Annotated in this window: 17 protein-coding genes and 2 tRNA genes; 7 read left to right on the top strand and 12 right to left on the bottom strand. The window is 63.5% G+C overall.

Annotated features, from left to right (window positions below; genetic code table 11):
- Positions 1–122: 122 nt before the first annotated feature.
- The 3 genes from slyD (at position 123) to PVT67_RS05450 (ending at position 2,583) form a co-directional block, all read left to right on the top strand.
- Complete coding sequence (slyD, locus tag PVT67_RS05460; RefSeq protein WP_301498657.1) at positions 123–605, top strand: peptidylprolyl isomerase; 483 nt, start codon at positions 123–125, stop codon at positions 603–605.
- Between the two features lie 317 nt (positions 606–922).
- Positions 923–1,786, top strand: a complete 864-nt coding sequence (locus PVT67_RS05455; protein WP_301498655.1) for a TraB/GumN family protein — start codon at positions 923–925, stop codon at positions 1,784–1,786.
- Positions 1,783–2,583: a hypothetical protein gene (locus tag PVT67_RS05450; RefSeq protein ID WP_301498653.1), complete on the top strand. Its 801-nt coding sequence runs from the start codon at positions 1,783–1,785 to the stop codon at positions 2,581–2,583. Before PVT67_RS05455 ends, PVT67_RS05450 begins: the two co-directional genes overlap by 4 nt.
- Before the next feature lie 296 nt (positions 2,584–2,879).
- On the opposite strand, the gene PVT67_RS05445 is transcribed toward PVT67_RS05450, so the two are convergent.
- The 3 genes from PVT67_RS05445 to PVT67_RS05435 form a co-directional block, all read right to left on the bottom strand.
- Entirely contained in the window at positions 2,880–3,833 is a 954-nt protein-coding gene (locus PVT67_RS05445; RefSeq protein ID WP_301498651.1) for an alpha/beta fold hydrolase, read from the bottom strand.
- Positions 3,834–3,882: 49 nt separating this feature from the next.
- A tRNA-Pro gene (locus PVT67_RS05440) sits at positions 3,883–3,959 on the bottom strand.
- Positions 3,960–3,995: 36 nt separating this feature from the next.
- A tRNA-Pro gene (locus PVT67_RS05435) sits at positions 3,996–4,072 on the bottom strand.
- A 604-nt stretch (positions 4,073–4,676) separates the two neighbouring features.
- Here PVT67_RS05435 and PVT67_RS05430 point away from each other — a divergent pair.
- Positions 4,677–5,531 carry a glycosyltransferase family 9 protein gene (locus PVT67_RS05430; RefSeq protein ID WP_301498649.1) on the top strand — a complete coding sequence of 285 codons (855 nt, stop codon included), beginning with the start codon at positions 4,677–4,679 and terminating at the stop codon, positions 5,529–5,531.
- Here PVT67_RS05430 and PVT67_RS05425 read toward each other — a convergent pair.
- On the bottom strand, positions 5,518–6,567 hold the full coding sequence (locus tag PVT67_RS05425) for a DUF418 domain-containing protein (protein ID WP_301498647.1): 1,050 nt from the start codon (positions 6,565–6,567) through the stop codon (positions 5,518–5,520). The two genes, PVT67_RS05430 and PVT67_RS05425, sit on opposite strands and share 14 nt — an antisense overlap.
- A 59-nt stretch (positions 6,568–6,626) precedes the next feature.
- Here PVT67_RS05425 and smrA point away from each other — a divergent pair, with 59 nt between their 5' ends.
- Positions 6,627–7,166, top strand: coding sequence for a DNA endonuclease SmrA (gene smrA / locus PVT67_RS05420; RefSeq protein ID WP_301498645.1), 540 nt, complete (start codon positions 6,627–6,629; stop codon positions 7,164–7,166).
- A 45-nt stretch (positions 7,167–7,211) separates the two neighbouring features.
- Here the strand turns inward: smrA and PVT67_RS05415 are convergent, their stop codons facing one another.
- The 8 genes from PVT67_RS05415 to PVT67_RS05380 all read right to left on the bottom strand — a co-directional run bounded on the left by PVT67_RS05415 (position 7,212) and on the right by PVT67_RS05380 (position 14,437).
- The gene (locus PVT67_RS05415; protein ID WP_301498643.1) at positions 7,212–9,077 is read right to left on the bottom strand and encodes a transglycosylase SLT domain-containing protein; all 1,866 of its coding nucleotides are present in this window, start codon (positions 9,075–9,077) and stop codon (positions 7,212–7,214) included.
- A gap of 17 nt (positions 9,078–9,094) precedes the next feature.
- A complete protein-coding gene (msrA, locus tag PVT67_RS05410; protein WP_301498640.1) occupies positions 9,095–9,604 on the bottom strand; it encodes a peptide-methionine (S)-S-oxide reductase MsrA in 510 nt (169 codons plus the stop codon).
- Positions 9,605–9,840: 236 nt separating this feature from the next.
- Positions 9,841–10,092, bottom strand: a complete 252-nt coding sequence (locus tag PVT67_RS05405) for a hypothetical protein (RefSeq protein WP_301498637.1) — start codon at positions 10,090–10,092, stop codon at positions 9,841–9,843.
- 13 nt (positions 10,093–10,105) lie between these two features.
- Complete coding sequence (cydX, locus tag PVT67_RS05400) at positions 10,106–10,219, bottom strand: cytochrome bd-I oxidase subunit CydX (protein ID WP_301498635.1); 114 nt, start codon at positions 10,217–10,219, stop codon at positions 10,106–10,108.
- Positions 10,220–10,228: 9 nt separating this feature from the next.
- Positions 10,229–11,368: a cytochrome d ubiquinol oxidase subunit II gene (gene cydB / locus PVT67_RS05395; protein WP_301499649.1), complete on the bottom strand. Its 1,140-nt coding sequence runs from the start codon at positions 11,366–11,368 to the stop codon at positions 10,229–10,231.
- Positions 11,368–12,930 carry a cytochrome ubiquinol oxidase subunit I gene (locus tag PVT67_RS05390; RefSeq protein ID WP_301498633.1) on the bottom strand — a complete coding sequence of 521 codons (1,563 nt, stop codon included), beginning with the start codon at positions 12,928–12,930 and terminating at the stop codon, positions 11,368–11,370. The genes cydB and PVT67_RS05390 overlap by 1 nt, the downstream gene beginning before the upstream one ends.
- Positions 12,920–13,105, bottom strand: coding sequence for a cytochrome oxidase putative small subunit CydP (gene cydP / locus PVT67_RS05385; protein WP_301498631.1), 186 nt, complete (start codon positions 13,103–13,105; stop codon positions 12,920–12,922). The genes PVT67_RS05390 and cydP overlap by 11 nt, the downstream gene beginning before the upstream one ends.
- A 231-nt stretch (positions 13,106–13,336) precedes the next feature.
- The gene (locus tag PVT67_RS05380) at positions 13,337–14,437 is read right to left on the bottom strand and encodes an NADH:flavin oxidoreductase/NADH oxidase (protein ID WP_301499648.1); all 1,101 of its coding nucleotides are present in this window, start codon (positions 14,435–14,437) and stop codon (positions 13,337–13,339) included.
- A 187-nt stretch (positions 14,438–14,624) separates the two neighbouring features.
- On the opposite strand from PVT67_RS05380, the gene PVT67_RS05375 reads away from it, so the two are divergent.
- Both PVT67_RS05375 and PVT67_RS05370 read left to right on the top strand, forming a co-directional pair.
- A complete protein-coding gene (locus PVT67_RS05375; protein WP_301498629.1) occupies positions 14,625–15,014 on the top strand; it encodes a GMC oxidoreductase in 390 nt (129 codons plus the stop codon).
- A gap of 25 nt (positions 15,015–15,039) precedes the next feature.
- A complete protein-coding gene (locus PVT67_RS05370; RefSeq protein WP_301498624.1) occupies positions 15,040–15,735 on the top strand; it encodes a TorF family putative porin in 696 nt (231 codons plus the stop codon).
- Positions 15,736–16,114 lie beyond the last annotated feature (379 nt).

Genomic DNA, 16,114 nt, shown 5'->3' with positions numbered 1-16,114 from the left:
AACAAATGGATGTGACAAAGGCGCGACAAGGCGCCAGAAAGCCAAAAGGGGCGGGTTTGAGAATGGCCTTGGCCCTGTGCTAGGCTCAGCGCCTTACTTGCACCGACAAAAGGGGTCACCTCATGACCATCAGCAAAGACAAGGTAGTGACTATCCACTACACCCTGAAAGACGACGCGGGCACCGTTCTCGACACTTCCGCCGGTGGCGAGCCGCTGGTCTACCTCCATGGTCACGGTAACCTGATCCCGGGTCTGGAAAGCGAGCTGGAAGGCAAGGCCGCAGGCGACGCCCTGGACGTCACCGTTGCCCCCGAACACGGCTACGGCCCCTACCACCAGGAGCTGGTGCAGGAAGTGCCCCGCAGCGCCTTCCAAGGCGTTGACGCCATCGAAGCCGGCATGCGCTTCACCGCCCAGACCGACGCCGGCCCCCGCACCGTCGTCGTGCGTGACGTCACCGACGAGACCGTCACCGTCGACGGTAACCACCCCCTGGCCGGCCAGTTCCTGCATTTCAGCGTGGAAATCGTCGAACTGCGCGACGCCGAGGAAGAAGAGCTCGCCCATGGCCACGTCCATGGCGCCGGTGGCCACCACCACTGAGCCCTGAAAAAGCCCGCACCCGCGGGCTTTTTTGATCCAGCACAGCAAAGCCCTCAGGCCCCTGCCCCAGCCTTGATCCCGATCAGGGTATCCCCGCCCCTCAGTGCCTACTTTTTGTCCTGCAAGGATTAAGACAAGGAGGCTGCCATCTGGACCCAACTGCTTTTCGGCGGTGCCGCCTAGGCGACGCCGTCGGTATCGCCAGCCTGCTCACCCTGGTGGGGGCCCTGGGGGTGATCGGCTACTGCGCCGGGCTCTCCGTTTACAAAGCCATCAAAGACGGTGACGGAAAATAAGCATTGGGCTAATATCGGCCCATGCTTAAACGAACTATCTTCCTGATACTGCTTGCCATTTCAGTCCGGCCCGCCCTGGCGGAGCCGGCCTTGTGGCAAGTGGACACCCCCCAGGGCCGCCTCTGGCTGCTGGGCTCCATCCATGTCGGCAAGCGCGACTCCAGCGACCAGCTCAAGGCGGTGGCTGACCGCCTGCCCCAGGTCCATACCCTGGTCCAGGAACTGGCCCCGGAGCAGATGACCCTCCAGCCCATGCAGGCCGCCATCATGGCCTATGGGGTGATCAAGGACGGCAGCCTCAAGGATCAGCTCTCTCCCAAGGCCTACCAGCAAATCGCCCAGATGGCCGGCGACTACCAGTTGCCCATGGCCCAGTTGGACCGGATGCGGCCCTGGTTCGTGATGATGACCCTGATGCAGAGCGCCCTGGCCCGCCACCATTTCGATCCCAGGCTCGGCATCGACAACCAGATGCTGGCCATAGCCCGGCAGCGCGGCTGGCAGCTCCATGGCCTGGAGTCGGTGGACCGCCAGTTCCAGGCCCTGAGCAGTACCGACAGCTACGCCGACCAGATGGTGCAGGACAGCGCCAAGGAGATGGACGGCCTGGACGATACCCTGACCCCCATGCTGGCGGCCTGGGGCCAAGGGCAACTGGGCAAGCTGGGGGATCTCTGCCCCCTGAGCCAGGGCCAGGGCCCTGCCTACCAGGCCATGCACGACGCCACCCTCAAGGCCCGCAACCACGAATGGCTGCCCAAGCTCGCCGACATCGCCAAGGGCTCCGACAGCCTGGTGGTGGTGGGTCTCGGCCATATCATCTGCCAGGACGGCCTGCTCAAACTGCTGGCCGCCCAGGGCGACAAGGTGGTCAGGCTGCAATGAGCGAAAGGCTGAGGCTGCTGAGCGAATACCGGGCCCTCTGGGCGGCGCCGCCCAGCGCCTGGAAAGACGACTACCCTGTGCTCTACCACCTGGTGCAGCAGGAAGCCCGCCATCCCCTCTTGCACCAGAACCAGGTACGGACCACGCCCTTCCTGGACGAACTGCCCTGGCTGGCGCGCCTCAACCGCCAGCTCTGCGCCGAAAACCCCCGCCTGGCCGATCTCGGTGAAGCCGTGCCGCCGTTGCTCCAGCCCAGCCCCAAGACCCTGGTGGAATGGGGCTGGGTGCTGCCCAAGCCCCTGGCCGGTTACCAGGCCATCGCCATAGGCCCAAGGGCCCTGGCAACCAGTGAGGAACGTCAGTGGTTCGAAGCGGACAGGAACAGCAGCGAAGCCCTGGAGCCCATCCGTGGCCAGCGCCAATTGCTGGCCCTGGGCCTGGGCCTGGAAGAAGCCCAGCAACTGCTGCAAAAAGGGTGTGAAAGGGGCCTGCCGGCCATGGTGCTGGGGCTGAGCGGCTACCACCTGGTCAACACCTCCAGCTACCAGCCCCTGGAGCTGGAGCTGCCGGACATCCCCATGAGCAGCCTGCGCCTGCTGTCCATGACGGTAGACGAAGCCGCCAAGGACTGGCCCAACCGGCTGCTGCGCTGGCTGTTCAGGCCGGCCCTGCGCCAAGCCATATTGGAAGACCTGGCCAGCTTTGCCCGCAAGGAAGGCTACCAGGCCGAGCTGCAGCCCTTGCCGGCCATCAATGGCCGCCAGGTCCACGCCTTGGTGCTCACCAAGAAAGCCTGAACAAGGCCCCTGCCGACTGCCCCATAACAATGGCCGCCAGGTCCACGCCTTGGTGCTCACCAAGAAAGCCTGAACAAGGCCCCTGCCGACTGCCCCATAACAATGGCCGCCAGGTCCACGCCTTGGTGCTCACCAAGAAAGCCTGAACAAGGCCCTGCCGACTGACCCATAACAACGGCCGCCAGGTCCACGCCTTGGTGCTCACCAAGAAAGCCTGAACAAGGCCCCTGCCGACTGACCCATGACAACGCCGCCAAGCGGCGAACCCGGAAAGCCTGGACAGGGTCCTGCCTCAATCAGCCTTGGAAGAATTGCCAGATAAGGTCGAGGGTGGGTTGGCGGTAGGCGTCGCTCTCCAGCAGCAGTTCGTGCCAGGCTCCCGCCATCTGGTGCAGCTCCCCTAGGGGCAGGGCATCGACAAAGGCCCTTTGGCCACCCAGGCTCACCACCTTGTCTTCCCCTGCCGCCACCACCAGCACCGGCACCTGTATGGCACCGGCCCCGGCCACGGCTTCATCCATGGCCTGGAAGGCGGCATGGAGCCACTGGGCAGAGGGACCGCCGAGGCGGGCATCGGGCATCACTTCCAGCCAGTGCTGACAGAGGTCGAAACGCAGCCGTGAATGGCTGACGCCGTTTTCGTCGAAGGCCGGTTTTTTGAAAGGACCAGCCGTGGGCACGTAGCGGTGGCGGCCCTTGCGCTTGTCCTGCTGGCTTTGCCAGCGGGCCATGCCCCTGGCCACCCAAAGTGGAAAGGGCGCCGTGTTGATGCTGAACATGGGGGAGGTCATGGCCACCTTCTCGAAGGGATGGCCATGGCGCTCGAGGTAAAGGGCGGCGACACAGCCCCCCATGGAGTGGGCCAGCAGCCAGTGGCGCTTGAAGCCCAGGGGCAGCACCAGCTGGTCAACGAACTGCTTGAGATCCTCGGCGTAGTGCTGGAAGTCTTCCACGAAGCCGAGGTGGGGATCCTCGGTCTGGCGGCCTGACAGGCCCTGGCCCCGGTGATCCAGGGCCGCCACCGCTATGCCCTGGCGCTGCAATTCGAAGATCAGTTCCTGGTATTTGAAGACGCTCTCGGTACGGCCGGTGCAGAGCAGCACCAGGGTCTCGGCGCCTTTGGGAATGAAGAGGCGGTAATGCAAAGGCACGCCGTCCAAGGCCAGCATGCTGCCTTCGGCGCCGCCCTCGAAGCAGGGCTTGATGTCGGTGCTGTAGCGGTTGCCAAGCTCCGCTTCGGTCAGCCACATGGGCCATCTCCCTGAAATGCAAAAGGCAGCCCTTAGGCTGCCTCGCAATTGGTCGGAAAGACAGGATTTGAACCTGCGACCCCTACGTCCCGAACGTAGTGCTCTACCAAGCTGAGCTACTTTCCGTTGCCTGCCCGTGGGCACTGCAAAATCGGTAATTCATGGTCGGAAAGACAGGATTTGAACCTGCGACCCCTACGTCCCGAACGTAGTGCTCTACCAAGCTGAGCTACTTTCCGATACAACGGCGTGCATTATAGCGATCTGCTATAGGCATTCAAGCAAAAGCCGCAGGCCGCAGCCAGACTGGTGTTTTTTCACCCAAAGGCATCAAAAGCAACAAGAAAAAGCCCCGCCAAGGCGGGGCAAAAAGTCATGATGTCAGTATTGAGCATGGCTTGGAGGCGAGCCCCCAGGCCACCGCCGGTACTGGCGACCGGCGCTACCACCCAAAGGTGAGGTAGTCGTGAAGGACGGCCGTCGCCATCCCCTTGCCATCAACTGCTGCTCTGGCCCCCGCCCTTGCCACCAAAGCCTTGTCCTCGTGCGTCCCGTCATGGCCATCCTTATTGTTATTCGGCCACCCGGAGTTGACTTTTCAGGTCAGGGAGAAAGTCTCAGTTGATGCTTTTTCGAACGCCTCTTGCCCTGATATGGTAGTTATCGTGGTTGGGCTATGCGCTGTAACCGCAGCAGCGCGAAGCAGACTATAAACAAGACGAAAACCAAAACTCAAGCAAAATGAAACATTCTGGAAACATTTAAAAGGGAAAGGCCATGGCCAGGCGCCTACTTTGCTTTCTGGATCAGGAAGATAACCTCAGTCTGCCTTGGGCTTTGCCCATGCTGGGCAGTTTGAGCAGGGCTCACGAAGTGCAGGTGCTTTGCCGACCAGAGCACCAGCCCCTGCTGGCCGCCCTGCCCTGGCTGCCGCCTCCCCTGGTGGTAGGAGGGCCCGGCAGCTGGCCAGCCCTGCTCTGGCGGCTGCGCCGCCAACCTTGGGACAGCATCTGGGACCTCAGCCAGGCTCCCCTGACACCCTGGCGCCAGAGCCTGCCCTTCCTGATCCCAAGCCCCCACCGGTTGCTGCTGGCCGGCAGCTCCCCCTTCAAGGCCCAGCGCCTGGAACCTGGCCAGCACCAGGCCCAGCGTTTCAGCGGGGCCCTGGCCACCTTGGGACTGTGGCTGGACCACCAGTGGCTGCCGGCGCCGGATCCCGAGGCCCAGCGGCTGCTCGAGGCCATAGGCGAGCGCCCCTTGGTGGCCATCAACCTGCTGGACGACGACGGCCAGCCCTTCATGCCCCTGGTGGAACAGTTCCGCGCCCTGCTCCAGGGCCTGCCCAAGGCCGCCCTGGTACTGCTGCACCCCCTGCCCGAGGCCCTGGCGGAGCTGCGCTCGCCGCGCCTGTTCAGCCTGGACAAGCCTTCAGGACTCAGCGGCTGGCAGTTACTGGCCCGGGCCCAGAGCCTGCTGGGGGTGGACTCGGCCTGGGTGCAGCGGGCGGCCGTGCTGGGGGTGGCGCAGCTGGCCATATTCCCGGAGGACAGGAAGTACCTTGAGGACTGGCACCCCAACGATCTCAAGGCCCTGGTCTGGCGCTACCAGGATGGCGAGCCTCTGCCCCTGGCCGAGCTGCTGGCCAAGCTGCGCAAGCTCCACAAGAGCCTGGCCGAGCCCAGCCTCAACCTGGTGTGACGGGTCTAACGGCCAGGCGCCGCCAGAGCCGCTCCAAGGGGCCCTGGCCGAGGCGGCGCAAAAGGAAGGGGGACAGGTAGAGGGCGACGGCGCTGTAGCCCAGCGCCAGCAGCAGCAAGGCTCCCCTTGACCACTGGCCGTAGAAGCCAAGGCCATAGAAGAAGGCCGTCATCACCAGGCTCTGCAGCAGGTAATGGCTCAGCGCCATCTTGCCCGCCGCCTGCAAGGCCCGCCAGCGCTGCCCAAACCTCAGCACCAACCCCAGGTAACCCATGGCCTGCAGCGGCGCGAACAGCAGCAGCCAGCCGTGGCCGAAGCGGGGACTGGCCAGCAACACCAACAGCGACGGCAGCAGCCCAGCCAGCAGCCAGGCGGGCCAGCGGCGGACCAGGGAGGACTGCCAGTCAGGCCTCTGGGCGAGCGCAGTGCCGGCCAACATCAGCCCCCCGACCATGGGCAGGATGAACAGCGGCCAGGACGCCACCGTGTAGCCGAAGCTTTGCAGCCGGTACTGGACCTGCGCCAGGTAACTGCCCTGGTTGTAGAGCTGCAATGGGCCTGTATCCACGGGAGCGTCGGCCGGGGACAGGGCCAGCAGGCCCACATAGACAAGGCCGGCCAGCACCACCAGCACCGCCGCCCAGATCAGCCGCGCCGTTGGGGTGCCGCGCCGGGCAAAGGGCAGCACCACCATGGCGGTCAGGGCGTAGAGCAGCAAGATGTCGCCGTCCCAGATCAAGACGCCGTGGACGGCGCCGAACAGCGCCAGCCAGCGCAGCCGCCGGTACTGGTAGTTGAGGCCGGCCTTGGCCAGCCACACCAGCCCCATACCGAACAGTACCGACAACAGGCTGATGAACTTGCCGTCGGCCAGCAGCATGTTCAGCCACCAGACGCCCTGACTGAGGGTGCCGGGCTCGGCGAAGCGGTCGTAGCGGTATTCATCCAGTTGGCCAAAGGACTGGATATTGACGAGGAGGATGCCGAAAATAGCCAATCCCCTGGCACTGTCGATAGCGGCGAGTCGGGTGTTCATCTGAAGCCGGAGTGGAGGTCAGGATGCACGATGATGACAAGACTCTGTTTGAAAAGGAAATGCAAGATGTCCGCCGGATAGCGGCCGCGGACAAGGTGCAGAAGCTCAAGGCCGGCAACCCCAATGCCCTCGCCCGCCAGGCCGCCGCCGAGGCGGAACTGGCCGAGGACATCAACTACCTGTCCAGCGAAGCGGTGGAGCTGGTGGAACCCCATGAGGTGCTGTCCTACCAGAAACCCGGGGTCCAGGACGGCGTCTTCCGCCAGCTGCGCCTGGGCCATTACGAGATCCAAGGGGCCCTGGATCTGCACAAGAAGCGTTTCATCCAGGCCAGGGCCGAGGTATTCGCCTTCATCCGTGACAGCCACCGCATTGGCCTGCGCACCCTGCTCATCTCCCACGGCCGTGGCGAGCACGGCAAACCTGTGCCGGCGTTATTGAAAAGCTACTGCGCCAAGTGGCTCAAAGAGATGCCAGAGGTGCTGGCCTACCACAGCGCCCAGCGCCACCACGGTTCCACCGGCGCCCTTTACGTCCTGCTGCGCAAGAATGCCGAGCAGAAACGTGAGAACTTCGAGCGCCATGCCAAACGTTGGTAAGGGCCAAGAATTGAAAAGGCGCCACCAGGGCGCCTTTTCCTTTGCTCAGTAGCGGTACTTCCGCTCCCCCTGGGTCAGCATCCTGGGCTTGTCCTTGCCCAGTTTCTGCTGGTAGATGACGTTGAAGGCCAGCACGTTCTGCACATAGTTGCGGGTCTCCCTGAAGGGGATGGACTCGACGAAGGCGTCGAAGGGCAAGTCCTTGCCCACCCAGCGGTCCACCCGCTCAGGCCCGGCGTTGTAGGCCGCCGCCGCCAGGATGCGGTTGTTGTCGAAGCGCTCGAGCATCTCTTTCAGGTACTGGCTGCCGAGGCGGATATTGACTTCGGGGTCGAAGAGATCCCCCGCCTGCTTGTCCCCCAGGTGGCGGGCCGTGAGCCTGGCCGTCTTCGGCATCAGCTGCATCAGGCCACGGGCCCCCACCGGCGAGCGGGCTTTGGGATCCAGGGCGCTCTCCTGGCGGCTCAGGGCCAGCAGCAGGCTTTGGGGCAACGCCACCTCCTTGCCAAAGCGTTCGAACTCGTCAGCAAAGGCCACGGGGAAGCGCAGGGACACCAGATCCCAGCCGTCGCCGCGGATGGCCGCCAGTATGGCCAGGTTCTCGAAGCCCTGCTCATGGGCCCAGCCGGCCAGGGCCTGGCGCTGGGGCCCCGACAAGGGGGTCAGGAGGTGGTACCACTCCATGCGGGCCAGTTGGTTCTCCCCCATGTCCAGCAGCAAGGGGATGCGTTTGAGGGCGCCCATGTCCGCCAGGCCTGGCGTCATGGGGGGCACCTGGGTCTCGTTGAGCTGGAAAGGCAGGCCCAGATCTTCGGCGGCCAGGAAGCCGTAATAAGAGCGGTTCTGGGCGGCGACCTTGAGCAGCTCGGCCTTCTTGGCCGCATCCGGCTCGGTGCGGGCCAGCCAGTACTGCCAGCGTTCGTCGGCCTGTTCCTCCTGGCTAAGCACACCTATCCAGTCCCGGGCATCCATCAGGGCCCCCTGGCTCAAGGCGTAGCGGATGCGCCGCTCCGTCATCTCATCGTCCCGGTAATAGCGCACCGCCTCGTCCCGCCAGGCCACGGCCTTGGGGTTGTCGGTGTCGTAGAGCCGGGCCGTCAGGAAGCGGGCCAGCTGTTGGCGCTGGGGCGCGGTGAAGGCCACATGGTCCCTGGCCTGCATCCAGAGGCGCCAGCCCTTGACCGGATCGCGCCTGGCCGCCCTTTCCACCGCCAACACCATCAGCCGGCGGCTGCGCTCGGGGTCCACCCCCAGGGGCCTTTGATGGGCGACCCGGGCCGGGTCGCTGAACAGGGCCAGGATCTCCTTGCCGGCCTCGGCATGACCGGCGTGCAGCTGGCGGGCCAGGTAACCCAGCAGGCCGCCCTGGCCGCTGGCAAAGGCCAGCTCCATGCGGGACAACACCAGTTCCTGGGTGAGGTGCCCTGTCTTCTGCCAGGCATTGAAGAGGGGATCGCAGCCCTTGGGCAGGGAATGGCCCACCAGGTAGAGCTGCTCTGCCCCCTGCCAGGCCTCCTCCTGGGCGCCGCTTTCGAGCTTGGCCAGGAAGTAGAAGCAGCGGCGTTCTTCGTCGCTGGGGGCCTTGGCCGTCACCGCCAGCAGCGACTGCCAATCCTTGCGGCGGGCCGCTTCGTCGATAAAGCGCTGCACCAGGAAAGCGCCCAGGGGGGAATCGGGGTAGCGGTTCTCGAAGTCGCGCACCTCCTTGGCCTGGACCTTCTGGATATGGTCTTTCAGGAAGTAGTAGTCGAGGTAGCTGGCCAGCGGATGCTTGTCCAGCTGTTGGCGCAGCTTGAGGTAGGCCTTGTCGTCGCCGTTCTGCTGGGCCTTGCGCGCCGCCAGGTAGGGGTCGTCGGCCCAGGCGGCGCCAAAGAGGAAAAGGGACAGCAGCGCGATACGTCTTAAGCGCATATTCCTTCCTTAATCCGTCAGATTGCCTTGAGTTGCAGTTTCCCGAGTTTGGGTTGGATCACCCATTGGCAGTAAGGCTGGGATCTGTGCCTGTTGTAATAGTCTTGGTGTTCCAACTCGGCCGGGTAAAAGGTGTCGAGGGGTGCCAGCTCAGTGACCAGCGGCATGGAAAACCGGCTGCGAACCCTGGCCAGGGCGGCCTTGGCCGCGGCCAGTTGGTTGTCGTCACGGTAGAGGATGATGGATCTGTACTGGGGACCCACGTCGTTGCCCTGGCGGTTCAGGGTGGTGGGATCGTGGGCCTGGAAGAAGAGATCCAGCACCCTGTCCAGGCTGATGACGGCCGGGTCAAAGCGGATATCCACCACCTCGGCATGGCCGCTGTCGCCTCGGCAGACGGCGCTGTAAGTCGGGTCGGGAACCTGGCCGCCGGCGTAGCCGGAGATCACCTCGAGTACGCCCTGGATCCGCTGGAAGACCGCTTCCAGGCACCAAAAACAACCGCCCCCCAGGGTTATCTGCTCCATCTGTCCCTCCTTTGCTTGGCAGGCCCGTCCAGGTTGGGCCCCTTTGCTAGCCTTTATGGTGTCTGGGAAAAGCCCATTTCGCCAGTCAGAGTGTCAAAAAATTGCCCCTCAGACGACACAGCCTAGCTCAAGCGCATGAATACAAGGCCAACGGCCTGAATCTCCCAGCTATTTGCTGAAGGGCAATAACAAAAAGGCCACCCCAAGGGTGGCCTTTCATAAAGTCGCAGGGCCGTTCAGGCGCATAGGAACAAGGCCAGCAGCCAAAGCAACCAAGGCAGAGGCGGCTGGAACAGCCAGCGCTCCCATTGGGCCCGGCACTGCCAGCCGACGGCGTGAACGACACAGAGGGCCACGGCCAGCAGCATCAGGGACAGGCCACCGTGGCCCGGGCTCTGGCCCATGGCGACACGGACCCAGATGAAGGCCACCCCCGCCAGGGCGAGGGTGGCCGATAGCACACGAAGCAGGTTGTTGCTGAGGGTCATCTCGGTGAGGGGCCTAGTTCCGGCCCTTCTCCTCCTTGCTGTACTCGACCACTTCCAGCCACATGGCGTTGAGGATACCGAAGGCACAGGCCAGCAGCACTCCCAGGATCCAAGCGAAATACCACATAGTGCCTCCTTAATAGCTGCCGACGGAATTCTGTTCGATGTGCTGGCTGTCCACCTTGCCCCAGAGCTTGTAGTAACACCAAAAGGTGTAACCCAGCACTATGGGCACAAAGACGCAGGCCACGCCAAACATGATGCTCATGGTCTTGTAGCTGGATACCACGTCCCACAGGGTCAGGCTGTGGTCAGGCACCAGGCTGGAGGGCATCACGAAAGGGAACATGCTGCCGCCGGCGGTGAAGATGATGCCGGCACAGGCCAGGGCGCTGAACAGGAAGGCCCAGCCGGGGCGGCCCTTGGCGGCCAGCAGTACGCTCAAAAGCCCAGCCACTATGCCCAGCAAGGGCGCAATCCACAGCAGCGGCACCTTGTCGTAGTTGGCCATCCAGGCACCGCTTTTGACCGAGACGCTCTTGTTGAGGATGTTGAGGGCGCTGTTGGTGTCGCCGATGCGGTCGATGACATAGCCGTCGATGCCGAAGTTGAGCCAGAGCCCGGCCAGCACGAAGCAGGCCACCATCACCAGGCCGGCAATGACAGACGCTGTCCTGGCCCGCTGGCCGACGGCGCCGGCGGCACGCATCTGCAGGTAGTTGCCACCGTGCAGCACCAGCATGGCGACGCTCACCAATCCGCAGAGGATGCCGAAGGGGTTGAGCAGCTGGAAGAAGTTGCCGGTGTAGGTGGAGTACATCAGGTTATCCAGCTTGAAGGGGACCCCTTGCAGCAGGTTGCCGAAGGCCACACCGAACACCAGGGCCGGCACGGCGGAGCCGGCGAAGATGCCCCAGTCCCAGGCGTTGCGCCAGCGCGGGTCCTTGACCTTGGAGCGGTACTCGAAGCCGACCGGGCGGAAGAAGAGCGCGAACAGCACCAGCAGCAGCGCCCAGTAGAAGCCGGAGAAGGCCACGGAGTAGACCACCGGCCAGGCGGCGAAGATGGCGCCGCCGGCGGTGATGAACCAGACCTGGTTACCGTCCCAGTGGGGGCCCAGGGTGTTGATGGCGATGCGCCGCTCGGTGTCGGTCTTACCGACGAAGGGCAGCAAGGCCCCGGCGCCCATGTCGAAACCGGCGGTGACGGCAAAGCCGATCAGCAGCACCCCGATGAGCGCCCACCAGATGAGTTTGAGGACTTCGTAATCCATGATCAGGCCTCCTGCGCCTTGGTTTCGAAGTGGTAGCGGCCTGTCTCCAACACGCTGGGGCCACGGCGGGCATAGCGGATCATCAGGTACATCTCGGCGATGAGCAGCACAGTGTAGAAGAAGACGAAGCCGGCGATGCTGCCCATGACGTCACCCTTGGTCAGGGTGGACACCGACAGATGGGTGGGCAGCACTTCGGCGATGGACCAGGGCTGGCGGCCGTATTCGGCCACGAACCAACCCACCTCACAGCTGATCCAGGGGGCCGGCAGGGCGAGCAGGGCGAACTTGAGCAGCCAGCGCTTCTTGCCGATGCGGTGACGGGCGCTCTCGTAGAAGGCCAGGGCGAACAGCAGCAGCATCAGCATGCCCAGGCCCACCATGATGCGGAAGGTCCAGAACATGGGCGCCACCTTGGGAATGGAGCTGTCCACGGCCTTTTTGATATCCGCGTCTGTGGCGTCCACCACCTTGGGGGCGAAGCGCTTGACCAGCAGGCCATAGCCCAGATCCTGCTTCAGCTCGTTGAAACGGGCCCGGTTGGCGGGGGTGTCTTCGCCGTTCTTGAGCTTCTCCAGCTCGCCGTAGGCCAGGATGCCGTTACGGATGCGCTGCTCGTGCTCCTTCTTCAGCTCCTTGATGCCCACCACGGGCTCGTCGATGGAGCGGGTGGCGATGATGCCCAGCAGGTAGGGGATCTTGACGGCGTAGTCGGTGTGCTGGGTTTCCTGGTTGGGGAAGCCGAACAGGGTGAAGTCCGCCGGCGGCGCCTGGGTTTCCCATTCGGCTTCGATGGCGGCCAACTTGGCCTTCTGCACGTCGCCCACCTCGTAGCCGGATTCGTCACCCAGCAGTATCACGGACAGCACGGCGGCCAGGCCGAAGCTGGAGGCGATGGCGAAGGAGCGTTTGGCGAAGGGGATGTCGCGGCCCTTGAGCAGGAAGTAGCTGGACACCGCCAACACGAAGACGGCGCCGGTCACGTAGCCTGCTGAGACGGTGTGCACGAACTTGACCTGGGCGACGGGGTTGAAAATGAGGTCACTGAAAGAGCTCATCTCCATGCGCATGGTCTCGAAGTTGAAATCGGCGCCCACCGGGTTCTGCATCCAGCCGTTGGCGATGAGGATCCACAGCGCCGACAGGTTGGAGCCCAGGGCCACCAGCCAGGTCACCGCCAGGTGCTGCACCTTGTTGAGGCGGTCCCAACCGAAGAAGAAGAGGCCGATGAAGGTGGATTCCAGGAAGAAGGCCATCAGGCCCTCGATGGCCAGGGGCGCACCGAAGATGTCCCCCACGTAGTGGGAGTAGTAGGCCCAGTTGGTGCCGAACTGGAACTCCATGGTGAGGCCAGTGGTGACCCCCAGGGCGAAGTTGATCCCGAACAGTTTGCCCCAGAATTTGACCATGTCCTTGTAGATCTGTTTACCGGTCATCACATAGACCGATTCCATGATCGCCAGCATAAAGGACAGGCCCAGGGTCAAGGGCACGAACAGGAAATGGTAAAGGGCGGTTATTGCAAATTGCAGCCGCGACAAATCAACGACTTCATCACCGATCATTATCGGCCTCCTTGGATGTTGAAGGCTTAGCGCTTAGGAATTGTTGTTCGATGGCAGCGGCTCCCTGATCGGCCGGGGCGCTGAAATAGAGCACCTTGATGGTGACGATCAGCGCCAGCTTGACGACCAGGATGGCCAGGATTTCTTTTTTCAGGGAAGGGTTTCTTATGCCCATGGGGGCTCTCCTTCGTGAACCGCAGCTGAAGTATGCCCTCGACCCGAAAGCCGGATTTTGATTTGCCGCAAGTTAGGGACAGACCAGCAAAGAGACTTTTTAGGAGCCGCCAGCGGCGCGGCGCCCTGCCGACAATTCGCCCTCAGTATGGGTCAGATTTTCTACAAGGGAATGATCTGTAATGAGAAAATGCAAAGCCAATAAAAAAAGGCGCCTGCCGGCGCCCCTTGTTTATTCGCTGTCGAAAAGGCCCCTGGCCCCGTGGGGCTCGGCCCGCTGGTACTGGGGCGCCACCTTGACCTTGGCCCCCAGGGCCGCCGCCGCGTGCCAGGGCCAGCGGGGGTCGAAGAGGATGCCGCGGGCCAGGGCCACGGCGTCCGCCCTGCCCTCCTGGAGTATGGCCTCGGCCTGCGCCGGCTCTGTGATAAGGCCGACGGCGATCACCGGCATCTTCACCTGGGCCTTGATGGCCTGGGCCTGGGGCACCTGGTAGTTGGGGCCCACCGGGATCTGCTGGATTGGTGACAGGCCGCCGGAAGAGACGTGGATGAAGTCGCAGCCCCGCTCGTCAAGCACCTTGGCAAGCTCGATGCTTTGTTCGAGATCCCAGCCCCCTTCCACCCAGTCGGTGGCGGAGATCCGCACCCCCACCGCCACCTTGCCTGAGACGGCGCCGCGTACGGCGTCGAACACCGCCAGCAGCAGCCGCATGCGGTTCTGAAGATCCCCGCCGTACTGGTCACTACGCCGATTGGACAGGGGCGACAGGAACTGGTGCAGCAGGTAGCCGTGGGCGGCGTGGATCTCGATGAGTTCCAGGCCGATACGCTCGGCGCGGCGGGCCGCCTCGGCAAAGGCGGTGACGATGCCGTCGATGCCGGCCTGGTCCAGGCTCAACGGTGCCGGTTGCCCCTCGGCGAAGGGCAGCTCGCTGGCCGAGACCGTCTGCCAGCCGTGCTCGGCATCGGGGGCCAGGGCGGCGCCGCCGTCCCAGGGCCGCTGGGTGGAGGCCTTGCGGCCGGCATGGGCCAGCTGGATACCCAGCGGCATGTCGGAATAGCGGCGCACCGACGTCAGCACCTGGCCCAGGGCCGCCTCGGTCTGGTCGTCCCAGAGGCCAAGGTCGGCATGGGTGATGCGGCCGCGAGGCTCGACAGCCGCCGCTTCCAGGATGAGGAGGCCGGCACCGGACTGGGCCAGGTTGCCCAGGTGCATCAGGTGCCAGTCCCCCGCCCTGCCCTCCTCGGCCGAGTACTGGCACATGGGGGCTATGACGATGCGGTTCGGCAGGGCCAGGGGCCCCAGCTGCAAGGGGGTGAAGAGTTGGCTCAAGGTCTTGTCCTCGAAATTGACTGTGGCCACAGGGTAGAAAATGTGACGGCCATCACGCAAGACGGCACCCTTTTCTCACCTGGGCACCAAAAGGTAACCCAGGCCCCTAAGATGGCGCCCTCTGACAACAGCCTGGATGACAGCAGGCTGGGGCTATGGCCTCGGATCCGCATAAAAATGCAGAACCGTGAAGTCCACCCGTGACATTTTCGCCCAAAAAGCGTTTGATTTATTTCGTGGCGAGGAGATCCGACCCGGTTCTGGCTGTACCACGGGCAAGGGCATAAACGCCTTGGCCCGTGCCAAAGCGGACTCCGCCTATCACCCCTGCGGTACCTGCAAGATGGGCGAAGATGCCCTGAGCGTGGTCAACAGCCAGGCTCAAGTCCACGGCGTAGCGGGGTTAAGGGTGGTGGACGCCAACATCATGCCCAGCATCATCTCAGGCGACCTCAACGGCCCGACGGTGATGTTGGCGGAGCCATGCACCGATCATATTTTGGGGAACAAGCTGCTTGCACCTGCCATTACCCCTGTCTTCGATTGGCGTCATGACCACCCGTCTTACAAGGGCTAACTCAAAGCACAAAAAAGGGATCAACATGAAAAAGACCATCACCGCCGCACTGCTCGCCAGCAGCTTCGCCATCGGCGCCCAGGCCGCCGACGTCTCCGCGACCCTGACCGGCGCCAGCGACTACCTCTTCAACGGCTACAGCCAGACCAGCGAGAACCCGGCCATTCAGGGCAGCCTGGACGCGGCCTTCGACAACGGCTTCTACGTGGGTACCTGGGCCTCCAACGTCGACTTCGGCCCAGGTGACAAGGCCCAGGCCGAGTGGGACTTCTACGGTGGCTACAGCGCGGATTTCGCCGACGGCTGGAACTACGACATCGGCATCAACCAGTACACCTATGTGGGCAAGTCCAGCTACAACTACCCGGAAGCCTATGCCTCCATCACGGCCCCCACCCATACCAAGTTCAAGGTCTGGTACACCTGGGAGCAGGCCGGCATCAAGAAGCTGCACCACAGCTACATGCAGCTGCACCAGAGCTATAGCCTCGACGACCACTGGGGCCTGGAAGCGGCCTACACCTACAACAAGGCCCTGTCCGGCCCCGGCTCCAACGACTACTGGGCCGGCAAGGACCACTACAGCAACTGGCTGATTGGCGCCACCGCCAGCTTTGGCGGTTTCGACTTCGCCCTCAACTGGCAGGACACCGACATCAAGGGTGTACCTGAGGCAGACGGCCGGGTCTATTTCTCGGTTTCCCGCAGCTTCGATCTCTGAGCCTTGTCGCAGCGGAGCAGGCGTTTGCCGCTCAAATGCTGACCTCGGCGCCGGGAGTGACTACACTTTGTGCTGTCCTCCCTTAGCCTGGCTTGCCAGGATCTAAGAGTTTGCGCCGCCCTCTCCCAGGGCGGCGATTTTTTTGTTGACATCCCTACCGGGCCATTGCATGTTCATTCACATGAACAAGACAGCCACCTTCTTCCGCATCCAACAACAGGGCCAAAGCATTGACCCTGTCTTAGTGCGCCTGTCTTCTGCCCTCCTCCTTAGCCTCATTCTCCTTCTTAGCAGCGGGAGCGGGGGCCTATTGTGATTTGAGACGCCATTGAGGCGAGACCAGATACCAAGAAACCCGCTCCCAGGAGCGGGTTTTTTT

It is taken from the genome of Gallaecimonas kandeliae (assembly GCF_030450055.1).
In the GTDB taxonomy this organism is placed as follows: domain Bacteria; phylum Pseudomonadota; class Gammaproteobacteria; order Enterobacterales; family Gallaecimonadaceae; genus Gallaecimonas; species Gallaecimonas kandeliae.
Note: the sequence above shows the minus strand (reverse complement) of the source record. Positions and strands in the feature narration are given on the sequence as shown.

What these genes read in the sequence shown, in the direction of transcription:
- smrA (WP_301498645.1), top strand. Translation starts at nt 6,627, where the DNA reads ATGCAAGATGTCCGCCGGATAGCGGCCGCGGACAAGGTGCAGAAGCTC.
- cydX (WP_301498635.1), bottom strand. Translation starts at nt 10,219, where the DNA reads ATGTGGTATTTCGCTTGGATCCTGGGAGTGCTGCTGGCCTGTGCCTTC.
- PVT67_RS05430 (WP_301498649.1), top strand. Translation starts at nt 4,677, where the DNA reads ATGCTGGGCAGTTTGAGCAGGGCTCACGAAGTGCAGGTGCTTTGCCGA.
- slyD (WP_301498657.1), top strand. Translation starts at nt 123, where the DNA reads ATGACCATCAGCAAAGACAAGGTAGTGACTATCCACTACACCCTGAAA.
- PVT67_RS05390 (WP_301498633.1), bottom strand. Translation starts at nt 12,930, where the DNA reads ATGATCGGTGATGAAGTCGTTGATTTGTCGCGGCTGCAATTTGCAATA.
- msrA (WP_301498640.1), bottom strand. Translation starts at nt 9,604, where the DNA reads ATGGAGCAGATAACCCTGGGGGGCGGTTGTTTTTGGTGCCTGGAAGCG.
- PVT67_RS05455 (WP_301498655.1), top strand. Translation starts at nt 923, where the DNA reads ATGCTTAAACGAACTATCTTCCTGATACTGCTTGCCATTTCAGTCCGG.
- PVT67_RS05370 (WP_301498624.1), top strand. Translation starts at nt 15,040, where the DNA reads ATGAAAAAGACCATCACCGCCGCACTGCTCGCCAGCAGCTTCGCCATC.
- PVT67_RS05450 (WP_301498653.1), top strand. Translation starts at nt 1,783, where the DNA reads ATGAGCGAAAGGCTGAGGCTGCTGAGCGAATACCGGGCCCTCTGGGCG.
- PVT67_RS05405 (WP_301498637.1), bottom strand. Translation starts at nt 10,092, where the DNA reads ATGACCCTCAGCAACAACCTGCTTCGTGTGCTATCGGCCACCCTCGCC.
- PVT67_RS05445 (WP_301498651.1), bottom strand. Translation starts at nt 3,833, where the DNA reads ATGTGGCTGACCGAAGCGGAGCTTGGCAACCGCTACAGCACCGACATC.
- cydP (WP_301498631.1), bottom strand. Translation starts at nt 13,105, where the DNA reads ATGGGCATAAGAAACCCTTCCCTGAAAAAAGAAATCCTGGCCATCCTG.
- PVT67_RS05425 (WP_301498647.1), bottom strand. Translation starts at nt 6,567, where the DNA reads ATGAACACCCGACTCGCCGCTATCGACAGTGCCAGGGGATTGGCTATT.
- PVT67_RS05415 (WP_301498643.1), bottom strand. Translation starts at nt 9,077, where the DNA reads ATGCGCTTAAGACGTATCGCGCTGCTGTCCCTTTTCCTCTTTGGCGCC.